Source organism: Pseudomonas sp. CFBP 8770 (assembly GCF_014841705.1).
In the GTDB taxonomy this organism is placed as follows: Bacteria; Pseudomonadota; Gammaproteobacteria; order Pseudomonadales; family Pseudomonadaceae; genus Aquipseudomonas.
This window is the reverse complement of the sequence record NZ_JACYUL010000002.1, coordinates 169,953-184,896: the sequence shown is the minus strand read 5'-3', so window position 1 is coordinate 184,896 and position 14,944 is coordinate 169,953. Positions and strand designations below refer to the sequence as shown.

The 14,944-nt window shown below is 63.2% G+C and carries 18 protein-coding genes; 11 read left to right on the top strand and 7 right to left on the bottom strand.

The features are described from left to right. Positions 1 to 52: 52 nt before the first annotated feature. Positions 53 to 574: an ankyrin repeat domain-containing protein gene (locus IFT98_RS05670; protein ID WP_192047699.1), complete on the bottom strand. Its 522-nt coding sequence runs from the start codon at positions 572 to 574 to the stop codon at positions 53 to 55. A 359-nt stretch (positions 575 to 933) separates the two neighbouring features. On the opposite strand from IFT98_RS05670, the gene IFT98_RS05665 reads away from it, so the two are divergent. Beyond that, positions 934 to 1,212: a DUF3509 domain-containing protein gene (locus IFT98_RS05665; protein WP_043185483.1), complete on the top strand. Its 279-nt coding sequence runs from the start codon at positions 934 to 936 to the stop codon at positions 1,210 to 1,212. A 173-nt stretch (positions 1,213 to 1,385) separates the two neighbouring features. Here IFT98_RS05665 and IFT98_RS05660 read toward each other — a convergent pair whose 3' ends face one another. From IFT98_RS05660 to aroC, 3 genes are read right to left on the bottom strand one after another with little or no spacing between them, the layout of a single operon-like run. Beyond that, entirely contained in the window at positions 1,386 to 1,931 is a 546-nt protein-coding gene (locus IFT98_RS05660; protein WP_192047698.1) for an acireductone dioxygenase, read from the bottom strand. Between the two features lie 20 nt (positions 1,932 to 1,951). Continuing rightward, positions 1,952 to 3,130, bottom strand: a complete 1,179-nt coding sequence (locus IFT98_RS05655; protein WP_192047697.1) for an MFS transporter — start codon at positions 3,128 to 3,130, stop codon at positions 1,952 to 1,954. A 5-nt stretch (positions 3,131 to 3,135) separates the two neighbouring features. Further along, on the bottom strand, positions 3,136 to 4,227 hold the full coding sequence (gene aroC / locus IFT98_RS05650) for a chorismate synthase (protein ID WP_122476314.1): 1,092 nt from the start codon (positions 4,225 to 4,227) through the stop codon (positions 3,136 to 3,138). A 139-nt stretch (positions 4,228 to 4,366) separates the two neighbouring features. On the opposite strand from aroC, the gene IFT98_RS05645 reads away from it, so the two are divergent. Both IFT98_RS05645 and IFT98_RS05640 read left to right on the top strand, forming a co-directional pair. Continuing rightward, entirely contained in the window at positions 4,367 to 5,320 is a 954-nt protein-coding gene (locus IFT98_RS05645) for an alpha/beta hydrolase (RefSeq protein WP_192047696.1), read from the top strand. A gap of 81 nt (positions 5,321 to 5,401) precedes the next feature. Then, entirely contained in the window at positions 5,402 to 6,184 is a 783-nt protein-coding gene (locus IFT98_RS05640) for a hypothetical protein (RefSeq protein ID WP_192047695.1), read from the top strand. A 119-nt stretch (positions 6,185 to 6,303) separates the two neighbouring features. On the opposite strand, the gene prmB is transcribed toward IFT98_RS05640, so the two are convergent. Continuing rightward, a complete protein-coding gene (gene prmB / locus IFT98_RS05635; RefSeq protein WP_192047694.1) occupies positions 6,304 to 7,212 on the bottom strand; it encodes a 50S ribosomal protein L3 N(5)-glutamine methyltransferase in 909 nt (302 codons plus the stop codon). Positions 7,213 to 7,349: 137 nt separating this feature from the next. On the opposite strand from prmB, the gene IFT98_RS05630 reads away from it, so the two are divergent. The 6 genes from IFT98_RS05630 to IFT98_RS05605 all read left to right on the top strand — a co-directional run bounded on the left by IFT98_RS05630 (position 7,350) and on the right by IFT98_RS05605 (position 11,215). Further along, on the top strand, positions 7,350 to 7,940 hold the full coding sequence (locus IFT98_RS05630; RefSeq protein WP_122713912.1) for a cysteine hydrolase family protein: 591 nt from the start codon (positions 7,350 to 7,352) through the stop codon (positions 7,938 to 7,940). Positions 7,941 to 7,973: 33 nt separating this feature from the next. Next, a complete protein-coding gene (locus tag IFT98_RS05625) occupies positions 7,974 to 8,294 on the top strand; it encodes a hypothetical protein (protein ID WP_122795005.1) in 321 nt (106 codons plus the stop codon). Between the two features lie 36 nt (positions 8,295 to 8,330). Continuing rightward, positions 8,331 to 8,888, top strand: a complete 558-nt coding sequence (locus IFT98_RS05620; protein WP_122476326.1) for a Smr/MutS family protein — start codon at positions 8,331 to 8,333, stop codon at positions 8,886 to 8,888. A 72-nt stretch (positions 8,889 to 8,960) separates the two neighbouring features. Then, positions 8,961 to 9,506, top strand: coding sequence for a GTP cyclohydrolase I FolE (folE, locus tag IFT98_RS05615; protein WP_122476328.1), 546 nt, complete (start codon positions 8,961 to 8,963; stop codon positions 9,504 to 9,506). 28 nt (positions 9,507 to 9,534) lie between these two features. After that, the gene (locus IFT98_RS05610; protein ID WP_192047693.1) at positions 9,535 to 9,906 is read left to right on the top strand and encodes a glutaredoxin family protein; all 372 of its coding nucleotides are present in this window, start codon (positions 9,535 to 9,537) and stop codon (positions 9,904 to 9,906) included. A 109-nt stretch (positions 9,907 to 10,015) separates the two neighbouring features. Further along, positions 10,016 to 11,215 (top strand): benzoate/H(+) symporter BenE family transporter, encoded by a 1,200-nt coding sequence (locus IFT98_RS05605; protein WP_122801105.1) that lies wholly within the window; start codon positions 10,016 to 10,018, stop codon positions 11,213 to 11,215. On the opposite strand, the gene pyrF is transcribed toward IFT98_RS05605, so the two are convergent. Continuing rightward, positions 11,205 to 11,906: an orotidine-5'-phosphate decarboxylase gene (gene pyrF, locus IFT98_RS05600; protein WP_192047692.1), complete on the bottom strand. Its 702-nt coding sequence runs from the start codon at positions 11,904 to 11,906 to the stop codon at positions 11,205 to 11,207. The two genes, IFT98_RS05605 and pyrF, sit on opposite strands and share 11 nt — an antisense overlap. A gap of 204 nt (positions 11,907 to 12,110) precedes the next feature. Between pyrF and IFT98_RS05595 the strand changes: the two genes are divergently transcribed. Beyond that, complete coding sequence (locus IFT98_RS05595) at positions 12,111 to 12,278, top strand: DUF2897 family protein (RefSeq protein WP_084139696.1); 168 nt, start codon at positions 12,111 to 12,113, stop codon at positions 12,276 to 12,278. A gap of 269 nt (positions 12,279 to 12,547) precedes the next feature. On the opposite strand, the gene IFT98_RS05590 is transcribed toward IFT98_RS05595, so the two are convergent. After that, entirely contained in the window at positions 12,548 to 13,459 is a 912-nt protein-coding gene (locus IFT98_RS05590; RefSeq protein ID WP_192047691.1) for a LysR substrate-binding domain-containing protein, read from the bottom strand. A gap of 137 nt (positions 13,460 to 13,596) precedes the next feature. Between IFT98_RS05590 and IFT98_RS05585 the strand changes: the two genes are divergently transcribed. Beyond that, a complete protein-coding gene (locus IFT98_RS05585) occupies positions 13,597 to 14,901 on the top strand; it encodes an MFS transporter (RefSeq protein ID WP_185794560.1) in 1,305 nt (434 codons plus the stop codon). Positions 14,902 to 14,944: the final 43 nt, after the last annotated feature.

The window sequence follows — 14,944 nt, the reverse complement described above, 5'->3', positions numbered from 1 at the left end:
TGCGGCGCTGGAAAAAGGCCGCAAGGATAGCCGCAAATCAGCCGGGCGGGTATCAGGCCGCCAGCTTCTCCAATTGTTCGATGGTCAGCGTGGCCCCCATGGCACGCGCGGCGCCCAGGGCATCGATGCCTTGCGCGTCCACCGCGTTCGGGTTGGCGCCCTGCGCCAGCAGGTAGTCGACCATCTCCGTGCGATTGAACATCGCGGCCATCATCAGTGCGGTCCGGCCATCGGCCGATGCGCCATCGACCGGGGCACCCTGCTCGATCAGCAACTTAACCATGGGCAGATTGCCCTTGAAAGCGGCGCCGGCCATGGGCAACTGGTTCTTGTCGTTGGCAATCAGCGGATCGGCCTTGTACTGCAGCAGCACGCGAGTCGCGTCAAGGTTCCCGTGATAGGTCGCGAGCATCAACAGGGTGTCGCCATTGTGGTTGCGCAGATTGGGCGGCAGACCTTTTTCGAGCAGGCGTTCAAGCATCTGCGCATCACCGTTGCGAGCGACGTCGAACACTTGTTCGGCAAACTGCGCGGCTTCTTCGTCGTTCATCTGGCGAGCTTCGGGTTGGGTCATGGCAAAACCTCCTGGCAAATGGTTCACGGTAGGCAGTGTTCCCGCTGGGTTTCGAGCCTGCAACAGAGCCTGGCTATCGCCCCTGGAAGCGGGAATTTATTGGCAATTTGTGGTCATAGACAGTAATGACGCGGGAAAAAATCCTTCTTGCGTCGGTCATTCCCTCCGGGCGACTTACCGTCAGACCCACCACGCCGCGCAAAATGCAGCATGCCCGACGACCATTCATGCAAATTGCACGGAGCCCGAATTTTATCTTATTGCCAAGCCGTTGATTTACAAGGTTTTTATATTTAACGAAACTTGGCACACTCGCTGCAACTACCTAGACATGCCTGCCAACTTGCTAGGAGCTGCACATGAACTTCCTCCACGAAAAATTCGTTTCCGTCTTCTCCGAGTACGAAGTGACCACCCAGCCGCGTCCGGATGGTGCTGTTCTGCTGACCCTGCGTGACACCGATGGCAAACAGATCAAACGCTCGATTTCCTACGCTCAGCTGCACACTCCTGAGCAATTGACCTGGGTCATCAGCGCCATTCGTCGCGACCTGGCCGGCGAAGCCAGCCAACTGCCAGCGATCAACATGCTGCAAAGCCAGAACCGCTTCGCGCTGCCGACCTACCACTCGGCCTGATCAGCGCAGGCTGATCTGCCCGGCAAGTGTTGCTCGGCACGTATTCGCTGGACCGCTGTTCGTTTGACCCCTGCTGTTTGATTGAACGCTGTTGCTTGACCTCTGTTTCTTCTAAAGCCCGATACCTGGCGCATCCTGGTATCGGGTTTTTTTTCGACTCGGTGAAGGCCGGATCAGTCGTCCAGCCCTGGAAACAGATCGTTCACCGGCTGCACCACGTACTCCGGGCACCAGCCGTGTGAATCGGTGAGCACACGCAACGCAATCAGTCGCCTCCGCTCGCCCGTGTCCAGCCAATGGGCCATGCCTGCCGGAACCACGACGCGATCATCACGTTCGCACAGCAGCGCGTACACGTAACCCCCAACGTGCAGGTTCAACAGCGCTCGGCCCGCCAGCACGCACAGCACCCATTCACCGACAAGACGATGCTCACGCAGCAGTTCGGCCTGCGTCGGGGTGTGCTGCACGTTGTTCTCGTCCAGGCTGAGCACGTCCACGCTCATGTAGCCACCCTGGGCCATCCAGGCGTCGACTTCGGCGCGGCAGGTCGCGACGATCTCTTCGGGGCTTGCCTCGAACGACACGGGCAGCGTCGATCCGGCGCGCTCGAAGCGCACACCGAGCTCGGCCAAAGTGGCCGCAATATCTTCGGCATGGCTAAGCACCTTGTTGGGGATGTCCGCAGTGCTGTGGTGATAGACGCTCAGGCGGCTCATGCAAATTCCTCGAATGGGTTTCAGTGAATGGCCACAGGTGGCAGATCATGGGGCGTGCGCCTGAGCATGATCAACGCGGCAGCGAACGCGGCAAGGCTAGCCAGGGCAAAGGTGCCGGCAGCGCCCAGGGACTGCCACAGGTAGCCGGAGTAGAGCGCACCCAGGGCGCCGCCGACACCGGCCAGTGCGGCATATAGGGCCTGCCCCTGACCCTGCTGATGGGCGCCGAAACTGCGCTGCACGAAATGGATCGCCGCCGCATGGAAGCTGCCGAAGGTGGCGGCGTGCATCAACTGCGCCAGCACCAGCAGCCACAGGTGTTCGGCGAAACTGCCCAGCAGCAGCCAGCGCACGGCCGCCAGAAGGAAGCTGGCGATGAGCACATGACGCAGGGAGAAGCGCGCCAGAATCCGGCTCATGGCCAGGAACATCAAGACCTCGGCCACCACTCCGACTGCCCACAGCATGCCTATCACTGCACGGCTGTACCCCAGTTGCTCCAAGTGCAGGGTCAGAAACGTGTAGTACGGGCCGTGGCTGAGCTGCATCAGGCCCACACACCCATAGAACGCCAATACGCCGGGGCGAACCAGCTGTTTCATGAAGCCCTCCCCCGTCGTGCGGCGAGTGCCCTCGCCGGCAGGTACATCCGGTACCCACGCACTCGCCACGACGATACCGGCCATGATCAACAGCAGCGCGTACGGATAGGCATCCAGGCTCAAGCTCTCGAATACCCGGCCCAGGCCCACCACGGCCAGAATGAAGCCGATCGAGCCCCACAGGCGGACCTGGCTGTAACGTGCGGTTTGCCCCTGCAGGTGTGCCAGCGTCAGGGTTTCGAATTGTGGCAGTACCGCGTGCCAGAAGAACGCGTGCAGGGCCATGACCATTGCCAGCCAGGCGTAGCCGGTGTCCACCAGGATCAGGAAAAAACTGGCCAGTGTGCAGACCGCGCCGATGCGCACGATGGCCAGGCGTCGACCGGTGTGGTCGCCCAGCCAGCCCCACAGGTTGGGCGCCACGCAGCGCATGAGCATGGGAATCGCCACCAGCTCGCCGATGCGCGCGCTGTCGAAGCCCAGATGGTGGAAGTACAGCGCCAGGAACGGCGCCGTCGACCCGAGCAAGGCAAAATAGAACAGGTAGAAGGTGGACAGCCGCCAATACGGAACCGAGTGGCCCGCCGGCGGCGACATTGCGCTCAAAGCTGGCCCAGTACCGGAGTGTCGACCTTGACCTCGGCATTCTGCCCGCGATGGCGCAGCAAGTGGTCCATCAACACGATGGCCATCATGGCTTCGGCGATGGGCGTGGCGCGGATGCCCACGCACGGGTCATGGCGGCCCTTGGTGATGACGTCCGCCGGCTGGCCGTGGACGTCGATCGAGCGACCCGGCGTGGTGATGCTGGACGTTGGCTTGAGGGCCAGATGAGCGACGATCGGCTGGCCCGAGGAAATGCCACCCAGCACACCCCCCGCGTGGTTGCTGAGGAACCCTTCGGGCGTCATCTCGTCGCGGTGCTCGGTGCCGCGCTGGGCAACGCAGGCGAAACCGGCGCCGATTTCCACGCCCTTGACCGCGTTGATGCTCATCAAGGCATGGGCCAGCTCGGCGTCCAGGCGATCGAAGATCGGCTCGCCCAGGCCTGGCATGACGCCTTCGGCCACCACGGTGATCTTGGCGCCGACCGAATCCTGGTCGCGGCGCAGCTGGTCCATGTAAGCCTCCAGCTCCGGAACCTTGTCCGGATCGGGGCTGAAGAAGGCGTTGTCTTCGACGCCATCCCAGCTCTTGAAGGCAATCGGGATCGGGCCGAGCTGGCTCATGTAGCCGCGGATCTGGATGCCCTGGGTAGCCAGGTACTTCTTGGCGATCGCGCCTGCCGCCACGCGCATGGCCGTTTCACGCGCCGAGCTGCGGCCACCGCCACGGTAGTCGCGCTCGCCGTACTTGTGATGGTAGGTGTAGTCCGCGTGGGCCGGGCGAAACAGATCCTTGATCGCCGAGTAGTCCTTGGATTTCTGATCGGTATTGCGAATCAGCAGGCCGATCGAGGTACCGGTGGTACGCCCTTCGAACACCCCGGAGAGAATCTCGACCTCATCGGGTTCCTGACGCTGAGTCGTGTGCCGGCTGGTGCCCGGCTTGCGTCGATCGAGGTCGCGCTGCAGGTCGTCCACGGAAATTGCCAGCCCTGGCGGACAGCCGTCGACGATGGCGACCAGCGCCGGGCCATGGCTTTCGCCAGCGGTGGTGACAGTGAACAGCTTGCCGAAGGTATTGCCGGACATGCAGGGCGCTCCGCGAAATCAACCGAATCAGACAGGGCGCCAGTATACGCAGGGTCGACGGCCAGTTCATCCCTGAACCTTAGCCGGACGCCCCAGTCCAAAGCGCACTTCCCTCGATAGTGGCTCGATGATGTTGCAGATGAAGTTCCGATTGGTTGCCTTGTTTCTGTTCATCAGCAGCACCGCTGCACTGGCCGCTACCCCTGATATTGCCAGGCGCCCGATCGAGCTGCAGACCGCTCAGGGCACGTTGTACGGTTCGCAGCTGGTGCCCCGGGCGGATCGGCCGGTGCCGGTGGTGCTGATGATTTCCGGCTCCGGTCCGACCGACCGGGACGGTAACAATCCCGAGGCGGGTCGCAACGACAGCCTGAAGAAACTCGCCTTGCTGCTGGCGCAGAACAACATTGCCAGCGTGCGCTACGACAAGCGCGGCGTGGCCACTGGCCGTAAGGCCACCCCCGACGAGCGTGATCTGAGCGTGGCAGGCTACGTCGACGATGCCGTGGCGTGGAGCGCGCAGCTCAAGCGCGACCCGCGTTTCGGCCCGCTGATCATCCTGGGCCACAGCGAAGGTGCGCTGATCGCCACCCTGGCAGCGCCGCGCGCCAATGCCGATGCGGTGATTTCGCTGTCGGGCAGCGGTCGCCCTCTGGGCGAAGTGTTGCGCGAGCAGATCGGCGAACGCCTGCCAGCCGAACTGCAACCGCGCAGCTATCAGTTGATAGAGCGGCTGGAAGCGGGGCAGTACGACCCGGACGTGCCCCAGCCCCTGCAGGTGCTGTTTCGCCCCAGCGTGCAGCCTTACCTGATTTCGCTGTTGCGCCAGGACCCTGCGCAGGCCTTCGCCGCCTTGAAGATCCCCGCCCTCATCGTGCAGGGCAGCAACGACATCCAGGTCGGGATTGGCGATGCGCAGGCACTGCAACGCGCCAAGCCCGATGCGCAGCTGGCGCTGATTCCCGGCATGAACCACGTGCTGCGCATCGTGCCGATGGACCTGCCTTCGCAACTCAAGTCGTATCGTGACCACAACCGTCCACTGGCGGCGGAACTGGGTCAGGCAGTGGTGAAATTCATCGACGGGCTTTGACGCAACGCGCCAGGGGACCCATGGCTGCGTTCAAGAGTGGCCGGGCGTGGCCGATACAAGGTGCGTGAAGAGGATCGCACCATGACCGAACAAGCCCCGCCAGATGCCGTTGTCGAAGAACCTGCAGCGCCGCCGCGGCCGTGGGCCGAGGTGACCCCCGAGCAGTTCAGGATGCTGCGCCTCGCGCCCCTGCCCGCCGACCGGGCCAGCGGCCCGCGCCCGCTGCGTTTCGTGCAGTTCGGCATGGCCGAGCGCCACGACGCTGCCCTGAGCCTGTTGCGCCTGGACATCCAGTTGCCCGGCCAGCGCGTGCGCAGCGAGCAGAACCGGCTTGATGTCTGGGTCGATCATCAGCTGCAACAGGTCAGCCTGGGCAGTGACGCAGGCCTGCAACTGGAACCGGTCAACCGTGGTCTGGGGCGCTTCGTCATGGCCCACGCCGCTGCATGGCTGCAGCGTCATTGGCCCCACTACACGCTGCAAGGCGCGGCGTTGTCGAGCAAGGAAGCGCTCCAGCCGGCCGGCCTGGATCGGCGAGATCACGCACTGCGCACCCAAGGCTTGAACGTCGAATACGCAGACGTGCAACGCCTCAAGGGCCAGTACCACCCGATTGCCGTCAGCCAGTTGCTGAGTACCTGGAACGTGGAGAAAGTGCAGGTGGTCGAGGTGCTGGCGGCCAGCGAGATGCTGCAGATGGCCGAGCAGCAGTTGCAGGAGATGGAGTTGAAGTTGCACGGCCAGCAGGAACGTATCGGCAAATTCTCGCGCGAGGAAAGCGGCCTGCGTTTCACCATCGCCTGCCTGATTGCATTCGCCGTGTTCCAGGCCGCGCTGCTGATCTGGATCGCCACCCACCGCTGACAGCGGCACTCGCAAAAAATGTGTGGGAGCGGGCCCTGCCCGCGAACGCGTTACCGCGGTATAGAGAGAAACCGCTGCAGACGTTCGCGAGCGCAACCCGCTCTACTGCTCATGCGTCCTCAGATACGCGAGACAAACAACGCCTGATGTTCACGGCACTGTGCCGCACTGAGCATGAACACGCCGTGCCCGCCGCGCTGGAACTCCAGCCAGTTGAAATCCACCTCCGGATAGAGCGCTTCGACGTGCACCTGGCTGTTGCCGACCTCGATGATCAACAGGCCTTTGTCGTTGAGGTGGTCCGCCGCCTCAGCCAGCATGCGCCGTACCAGGTTCAGGCCGTCGTCGCCACAGGCCAGGCCCAGCTCGGGTTCGTGCTGATACTCGGCGGGCATGTCGGCGAAATCCTCGGCATCGACATAGGGCGGGTTGGACACGATCAGGTCGAAACGCTGCCCAGGCAGCCCTTCGAAACCATCGCCCTGCACCGTATAGACCCGCTCTTCCTGGCCATGCCGCTCGATGTTCTGATTGGCCACCTCGAGCGCCTCGAACGACAGGTCGGCCAGCACTACTTCAGCGTCCTGAAAAACGTCGGCGCAGGCGATGCCGATGCAGCCCGAACCGGTGCACAGGTCGAGAATCCGCGCCGGCGGCTGGCTCAGCCACGGCTCGAAGCGGTTCTCGATCAGTTCGCCGATCGGTGAACGCGGCACCAGCACCCGCGCATCGACGATGAACGACATGCCGCAGAACCATGCCTCGCCGATCAGGTAGGCGGCCGGCACGCGCTCTTCCATGCGCCGCTTGAGCAGGTGCTGCACACGCACGATCTCATCGTCTTCCAGGCGGCAATCCAGGTAACTGTCGGCGATTTCATAGGGCAGGTTCAACGCCCCCAGCACCAACAGACGGGCTTCGTCCCAGGCGTTGTCGGTACCGTGGCCGAAGAACAGCTCTTCGCCATGAAAACGGCTGACGGCCCAACGGATGTGGTCGCGCACGGTGCGCAAGCGGGAAGTGATCACAAAAGCTCCTCGGTCGAATCAAGCCGGAATATTAACAGAGGCCCGTGGGTGATTTTCGCGATGTTCGCTCAATCCGATTCACAGAACGGCTCGAGCAGAGGACAATGCGGCAAAAGCCCTAGCCAAAGGAGCCCCAGATGTCCGTTCCAAAGACGATGTTCCAACTCAGTGGCCGCGGTTTCCCGCCCACCCGGATCGCCAACGCCAGCCTGATCATCATCGATGCGCAGAAGGAATACCTCAGTGGCGACCTGGCCCTGTCGGGCATGGACGAAGCGCTGGCCAACATCGCCAGCCTGGTTGCCGCGGCGCGTGCGGCCAAGCGTCCGGTTGTGCACATTCGCCACCTGGGTACCGTTGGCGGGCTGTTCGACCCCCAGGGCCGACGCGGCGAGTTCATCGAGGGTTTCGAACCGCAGGGCGATGAAGCCGTGGTCGAGAAGCGCATGCCCAATGCCTTCAACAACACCGGGCTGCACGAGCTGCTGCAGAGCTACGGCCATCTGGACCTGATCGTCTGCGGCTTCATGAGCCACTCCAGCGTCAGCACCACCGTGCGCGCTTCCAAGGACTACGGCTATCGCTGCACGTTGGTGGCCGACGCCTGCGCGACCCGTGACCTGCCCCAGGGCGACGGCGTGCTGGCCGCGGCCAAGGTGCAGGAAGCCGAAATGGCCATCATGCGTGACAACTTCGCCGCGGTTGCCATGACCGGCGACTTGCTCTGACCCCCAGCCGGCCCGATCGCCACCGAGGAATCAATGAAGTCATCCCATGGTTTCAATGCGCGCAGACTCAGGAAACGTGCTCCCGGTGGCTGGCGCTATCGCCTGGGCGCGGGTCTGGGCGCCGTGCTGTTGACCCTCGGCCTGCTGCTGGCGATGGCCGGCATCGCTACCCTGCTGGGGCATCCGCCGCAGATAGCCGGGCTGGACACCACCACCAGCGGCGCGGCCATACTCGCTGGCATGGGGCTGCTGGTGCTTTATCTGGGCCTCTGGCTTTGGCGCCGCAGTCGCCGTGGAATGCGCCGCAGCCGTGAACTCGGCCTGGCCCCGCACCTGATGAAAAAGCACGATTGAGTCGCGTAGACTAGCGCTCCCGTGGTGGAGACCTTCATGCAAGACGACGAATTTTCCCTGTTCAAGGACCAGATGCGCGGCGTGCGGCGCATCCAGCACGATCGCGCCGACACCGGCAGGCCGAAAGCCGACAAGCTCAAGCTGCAGGCACTGCGCCAGGCAGCCACCGTGGGCACCCAGGGCACGACGGTCGACGGGTTGTCCGATCAGTTCGTCATCGACGTCGGCCCCGAGGACGACCTGCACTGGGCGCGTGACGGCGTGCAGGAAAGCCAGATGCGCAAGCTCAAGGTCGGCCAGATTCCCTTCGAAGGCAGCCTCGACCTGCACGGCATGACGGTGGAGAAAGCCCGCGAAACGCTCTGGGCATTCCTCGCCGAAGCCACTCGCTTCGAGATCCGCTGCGTGCGCGTGACCCATGGCAAGGCCGTGCGCCTGGACGGCAAGCGGCCGATGATCAAGAGCCACGTCAACACCTGGCTGCGCCAGCACACGCAGGTGCTGGGTTTCACCTCCTGCCAGCCACGCCATGGCGGCGCCGGCGCGGTGTACGTGATGCTCAAGCGCACCATGCTCGAAGGCCGCGACGAATAACGCTTCGCTTGCACCCGTGCGAGCGGAGCCGTACCCTTCGCGTCTGCGAAATATTTCCCCACAGGTTTGATCATGTCCCTGGAACAGAACTACACCGAGATCCTTGGCCAGCTCGGCGAGGACGTTAACCGCGAAGGCCTGCTCGACACGCCCAAACGCGCCGCCAAAGCCATGAAGTACTTGTGCCGCGGCTACGAGCAGACTCTCGATGAAGTGACCAACGGTGCGCTGTTCAGCTCAGATGCGAGCGAAATGGTCTTGGTCAGGGATATCGAACTCTATTCGTTGTGCGAGCATCATCTGCTGCCGTTCATTGGGCGTGCGCACGTCGCCTACATTCCCAGCGGCAAGGTGCTCGGGCTGTCCAAGGTGGCGCGTATCGTCGACATGTACGCTCGCCGCCTGCAGATCCAGGAAAACCTGGGCCGGCAGATCGCCGATGCGGTGCAGCAGGTCACCGGCGCACTGGGTGTCGCCGTGGTCATCGAAGCCAAGCACATGTGCATGATGATGCGTGGCGTCGAGAAGCAGAATTCCTCGATGATCACCTCGGTGATGCTGGGCGAGTTCCGCGACAACGCGGCGACTCGCAGCGAATTCCTCAGCCTGATCAAGTAAGCCGTACCCCAACCTCGAGGGCTGCCACATGTTGATGAAAGCGTTGCGTATCGGACTGGGCCAGGTGATCGTGGCGGGCGACCTGCTCACCCGCCCACCGCGTCGCAAGCGCAGCCCCGAAGCGCAGGCCGAGGTCGACCGCGTCGCCAGCGGGCTGACGCTCTATCAGTTCCACGCCTGCCCGTTCTGCGTGAAGACCCGCCGCACCCTGCACAAGCTCAATGTGCCGGTGCCCCTGCGCGACGCCAAGAACGACCCCGTGGCGCGCGATACCCTGCTGGCCGAGGGGGGCAAGATCAAGGTGCCCTGCCTGCGTATCGAGGAGGCCGGCAAGGTCACCTGGATGTACGATTCCAAGGTTATCATCGATTACCTGAACACCCGCTTCGCGGCGGCCTGAGCGCTGTCGCCCAGCTGTATCGTCGATTGATCGCGCCGCTGTACCGCATGCGCCCGTGCACCCTGGCTTACCCTTGACCGACGCTGCTCAGGACAAGGATCGGACCGCCATGCCCAACCCCACCACCGTCGCCCCGCTGCGCCCGTTGGCCGATACCGCGCCATCTGCCGTGGTGGCCGGTTTCATCGCCATGATGACCGGCTACACCAGCTCGCTGGTCCTGATGTTCCAGGCCGGCCAGGCCGCCGGCTTGACCACCGCGCAGATATCCTCGTGGATCTGGGCACTGTCGATCGGCATGGCGGTGTGCAGCATCGGTCTCTCGCTGCGCTACCGCACCCCCATAACAGTCGCCTGGTCGACACCGGGCGCAGCCTTGCTGATCACCAGCCTGGGCGGCGTGAGTTACCCCGAAGCCATCGGCGCGTTCATCACCTGCGCAATACTGGTCACGATCTGCGGCCTGACCGGCAGTTTCGAGCGCCTGCTCAAGCGCCTGCCTGCTTCGCTGGCCGCAGCGCTGCTGGCCGGTATCCTGTTCAAGATCGGCAGCGAGATATTCGTCGCTGCACAACATCGCACAGCCCTGGTGCTGTGCATGTTCTTCACCTACCTGATGGTGAAACGGCTGTCGCCGCGCTATGCGGTGCTGGCGGCGCTGGTCATCGGTACGCTGGTATCCGGCGCGCTCGGCCTGCTCGATTTCAGCCATTTCAGCCTGCAGGTTGCCGAGCCGCAGTGGACCACGCCGTCCTTTTCCCTGGCGGCGACCATCAGCATCGGCATTCCCCTGTTCGTGGTGGCGATGACCTCGCAGAACATGCCGGGTATTGCCGTACTGCGCGCCGATGGCTACCAGGTAGCGGCCTCGCCGCTGATTTCGGTGACGGGTATCGCCTCGTTGCTGATGGCGCCGTTCGGTTCCCATGGAGTCAACCTGGCGGCCATCAGCGCGGCCATCTGCACGGGGCCGCATGCCCATGAAGACCCCACCAAACGCTATACCGCGGCGGTCTGGTGCGGCGTGTTCTACGCCATTGCCGGCACGTTCGGCGCCACCCTGGCAGCGCTGTTCGCCGCCCTGCCCAAAGAACTGGTGCTGTCGATCGCCGCACTGGCGCTGTTCGGCTCCATCATCAATGGCCTGACTCAGGCCATGAGCGAGCCGAAGGAGCGCGAGGCCGCCCTGGTGACGTTCATGGTCACCGCCTCGGGCCTGACGCTATTTTCGGTAGGCTCGGCGTTCTGGGGGATCATCGCCGGCGTACTGACGTTGCTGATTCTCAACGCGGGCAAGCTCAGCCGTTGATCTGCGCAACCACATCGGCCAACGCTTGGGCTGGATCGGCAGCCTGGCTGATCGGACGCCCGATCACCAGGTAATCGGAACCCGCATCCAGCGCCTGGCGGGGTGTGAGGATGCGCCGCTGGTCATCCTGTGCGCTGCCGGCCGGGCGAATGCCTGGCGTGACCAGCTGCAGGGTCGGATGGGCTGCCTTCAAGGCCTGGGCTTCGAGCGCCGAACAGACCAGACCATCCATGCCGGCTTTTCGCGCCAGCGCCGCCAGGCGCAACACCTGCTCCTGCGGCTCGATGTCCAGGCCGATGGCGGCAAGGTCTTCGCGCTCCATGCTGGTCAACACGGTGACGCCGATCAGCAATGGCTTGGCGCCAGAGCGCTGTTCCAGCACCTCACGGCAAGCCGCCATCATGCGCAGGCCGCCGGAACAGTGGACGTTGACCATCCACACGCCCATTTCGGCAGCAGCCTTGACGGCCATGGCGGTGGTGTTCGGGATATCGTGGAATTTCAAGTCCAGGAACACCTCGAAGCCCTTGGCGTTCAAGGTTTCAACGATGCCCGAAGCGCTGCTGGTGAACAGCTCCTTGCCCACCTTGACCCGGCACAGCTTGGGATCCAGTTGATCGGCCAGCTTCAGGGCCGCTTCGCGGGTCGGGTAATCCAGGGCGACGATGATGGGAGTCTGGCAGACGGACATGGCGGGTTCTCTGAGGCAGGTCGAAATCGGCGCGCATTGTAGCGGATTTTGCCAAGGCGCGGGCGTCACCCACAGCCACCCGCCCTGACAAAAGCGGCAGGCCGGCTCGATCGCAGAGGGCTATGATGGAACCACTGCGACACCCTGTCGCTCCAATCCTCACAAGCGCCGTGCATTCTCGGCGCACCTTTCAAGGAGTGTCCCATGCCCTGGTATGCCTGGTTGATATTGTTGGTGGCCATCGGCTCGATCGTCGGTGGCTTGATGGTGCTCAAGCAAAGTGCCCAGAAGCTGCCATTGACCGATGAGCAGCTCAAGAAGGTGCACGAACGCAATGCCGAAATGGATGCAAAGGACGCCCGCAACCGCTGACAGACGTGCAACGTCCTGAGTGCGCCTGCACTTGGGACGCTTTGGATGCAGCACGATGCTTATCCCCTGAAAACATGCATGAGCCTGTGCATAACCTGGGTGCAATGCCCTGCAGGCCACGGCCAGCAAGCGTCTTCATGGTCTGCTCAAAAAACGAGCTGTTTCAAGGGTTTATACACATTCAGCGTGCACCTGCCTGTGGATAAGCTTGGGAGAACAGGCCGCAGGCCAAGCAGCGCAAGGCTTTGCCGGCCTTGATCAATTTATGATCAGTGACTATCGCCACCCCAGCCGGTGCGCGCCGCACCTCTGATTGCCTCGAGCAGCATCGCGAATGCCGGATTGTCGTTGTTCTCGCGCCAGATCAGGTGCAATTCGCTCTGCACGCCCTCGCCCAGATCGATATCGCGAAATACCACATTCTTGAATACCACGCTGGTGGCGCAACGCGGCACCAGGGCAACGCCCATGCCGGCATTGACCAGCGCCAGGATGGTCAGCGACGAACCCAGCCACTGCACGTATTGCGGGGTCACCTGTGCTGAACGCAACATTCCGGTGAGCAATTCATTGAATGGCGGGTAGGCCGAGTGCGAGTACATCAGGAACGGCTGGCCATCCAGATCCTGCACGCGCACCACGCCTGCGTCGGCCAGCGGGTGCCCGGCCGGGGTGGCCAGGACGAAGGGTTCACGCACCAGGCATTCGGTCAGGTAGCCGCTGTCGAGCAACGGTGCGCGCGCGATGCCCAGGTCGATACGCCGAGCCCGCAAGGCCTCGTGTTGCTGGTAGGTGTTCATTTCCGAGAGGTCGATCTTCACCTGCGGCTGCTTGAGCCGCGCCTCGGCGATGACCTTGGGCAGGAATTCGTACACTGCGCTGCCGACGAAGGCGATGTTCACCGAGCCGATATCGCCTTCGGCAAAACGCCGGGCCGACACCGCCGCTTGCTGCGCCCGCTCCAGCAGATTCTGCGCCTCGACGAAAAACGCCCGCCCGGCTGCGGTGAGCGCCACGCTGCGGGTGCTGCGGGTGAACAGTTCCACGCCCAGGTGATGCTCCAGCAATTGGATCTGCCGACTCAAGGGCGGCTGGGTCATGTTGAGACGTTCGGCGGCGCGGCGGAAATTGAGTTCCGTGGCCACCGTGGTAAAGCAGCGGAGCTGACTGAGCTCGAACATTGATTCAACCTCGGTATCAATCAAGTGCCAACTTGAATTGGACTGAAACAATACCCCAAGTTCATGATCGAGCCCTCCAAAAAAAATAACCATCGGAGTCGCCCTTGAACGTTCAATCCGGTGCCATCGACCCCAGCGTGCTCGCCAGCGCGGTGGCCAAGGTCAAACGGCATGTGCTGCCACTGTTCGTCGTGATGTTCATCGTCAATTACATCGACCGAGTGAACATCGGTTTCGTCCGCACTCACATGGAAACCGATCTGGGTATCGGCGCCGCCGCCTACGGCTTGGGTGCGGGGCTGTTCTTCGTTGGCTACGCGCTGTTCGAAGTGCCCTCCAACATGCTCCTGCAACGCTTCGGTGCCCGCGCCTGGCTCACGCGGATCATGTTCACTTGGGGCCTGGTGGCCATGGGCATGGCCTTCGTCCAGGGTGAAACCAGCTTCTACGTCATGCGCTTTCTGCTCGGCGTCACCGAAGCGGGCTTCTATCCCGGCGTGCTCTACTACTTCACCCAGTGGCTGCCGGCCAGCGAGCGCGGCAAAGCCATGGCGATCTTCCTCAGTGGTTCGGCCATCGCCTCGATCATCTCCGGACCCATCACCGGCGCCCTGTTGAGTGTGACCGGGCTGGGCCTGCATGGCTGGCAGTGGATGTTTCTGATCGAGGGCGGCGCTTCGGTGGCGCTGTGCGGGTTCGTCTACTACTGGTTGCAGTCGCACATCCACGAAGCCAAGTGGCTCACCGCCACCGAGCAGACGACCCTGAGCCGCGTCATTGGCGACGAGCAACGTGCCCGTGAAGCCGAGCACGTGGTCAAGCCGTCGATCTTCAAGTTGCTCGCCGACACGCAGATCCTGGTGTTCTGCTTCATCTTCTTTTCGGTGGCCCTGACCATCTACGGCGCCACGTTCTGGCTGCCCAGCATGATCAAGAAGATGGGTAACGTGTCCGACTTCGAAGTGGGCCTGTTCAACTCCATTCCCTGGATCATTTCGATTGCCGCCATGTACGGCTTCGCCGCCCTGGCCGCACGTTTCAAGCATCAGCAGGCGTGGGTGGCGACGACCTTGCTGATCGCGGCCGCAGGCATGTTCATGTCGACCTACGGCGGCCCGGTGTTCGCCTTCGTTGCCATCTGTTTTGCCGCCGTGGGTTTCAAGGCCGCCTCGGCGCTGTTCTGGCCCATCCCGCAAGCCTATCTGGACGCACGCATCGCTGCTGCCGTACTGGCCCTGATCAACTCGGTGGGCAACCTGGGCGGCTTCGTCGCCCCGACCGTGTTCGGTTTTCTGGAAGAGAAGACCGGCTCGATCCAAGGCGGCCTGTATGGCCTGGCCGCCACCTCCGTGCTGGCCGCGATCGTGGTGTTTTTCGCCCGCACCCGACCCCGTGGGCAGAAGCCCGATGACAAGCCGCTGCAACCTGCCGCTGCGCACTGACAAGGAACGCCCCGCCAGGCGGGGCCTGCATCCCGAGGAGAAT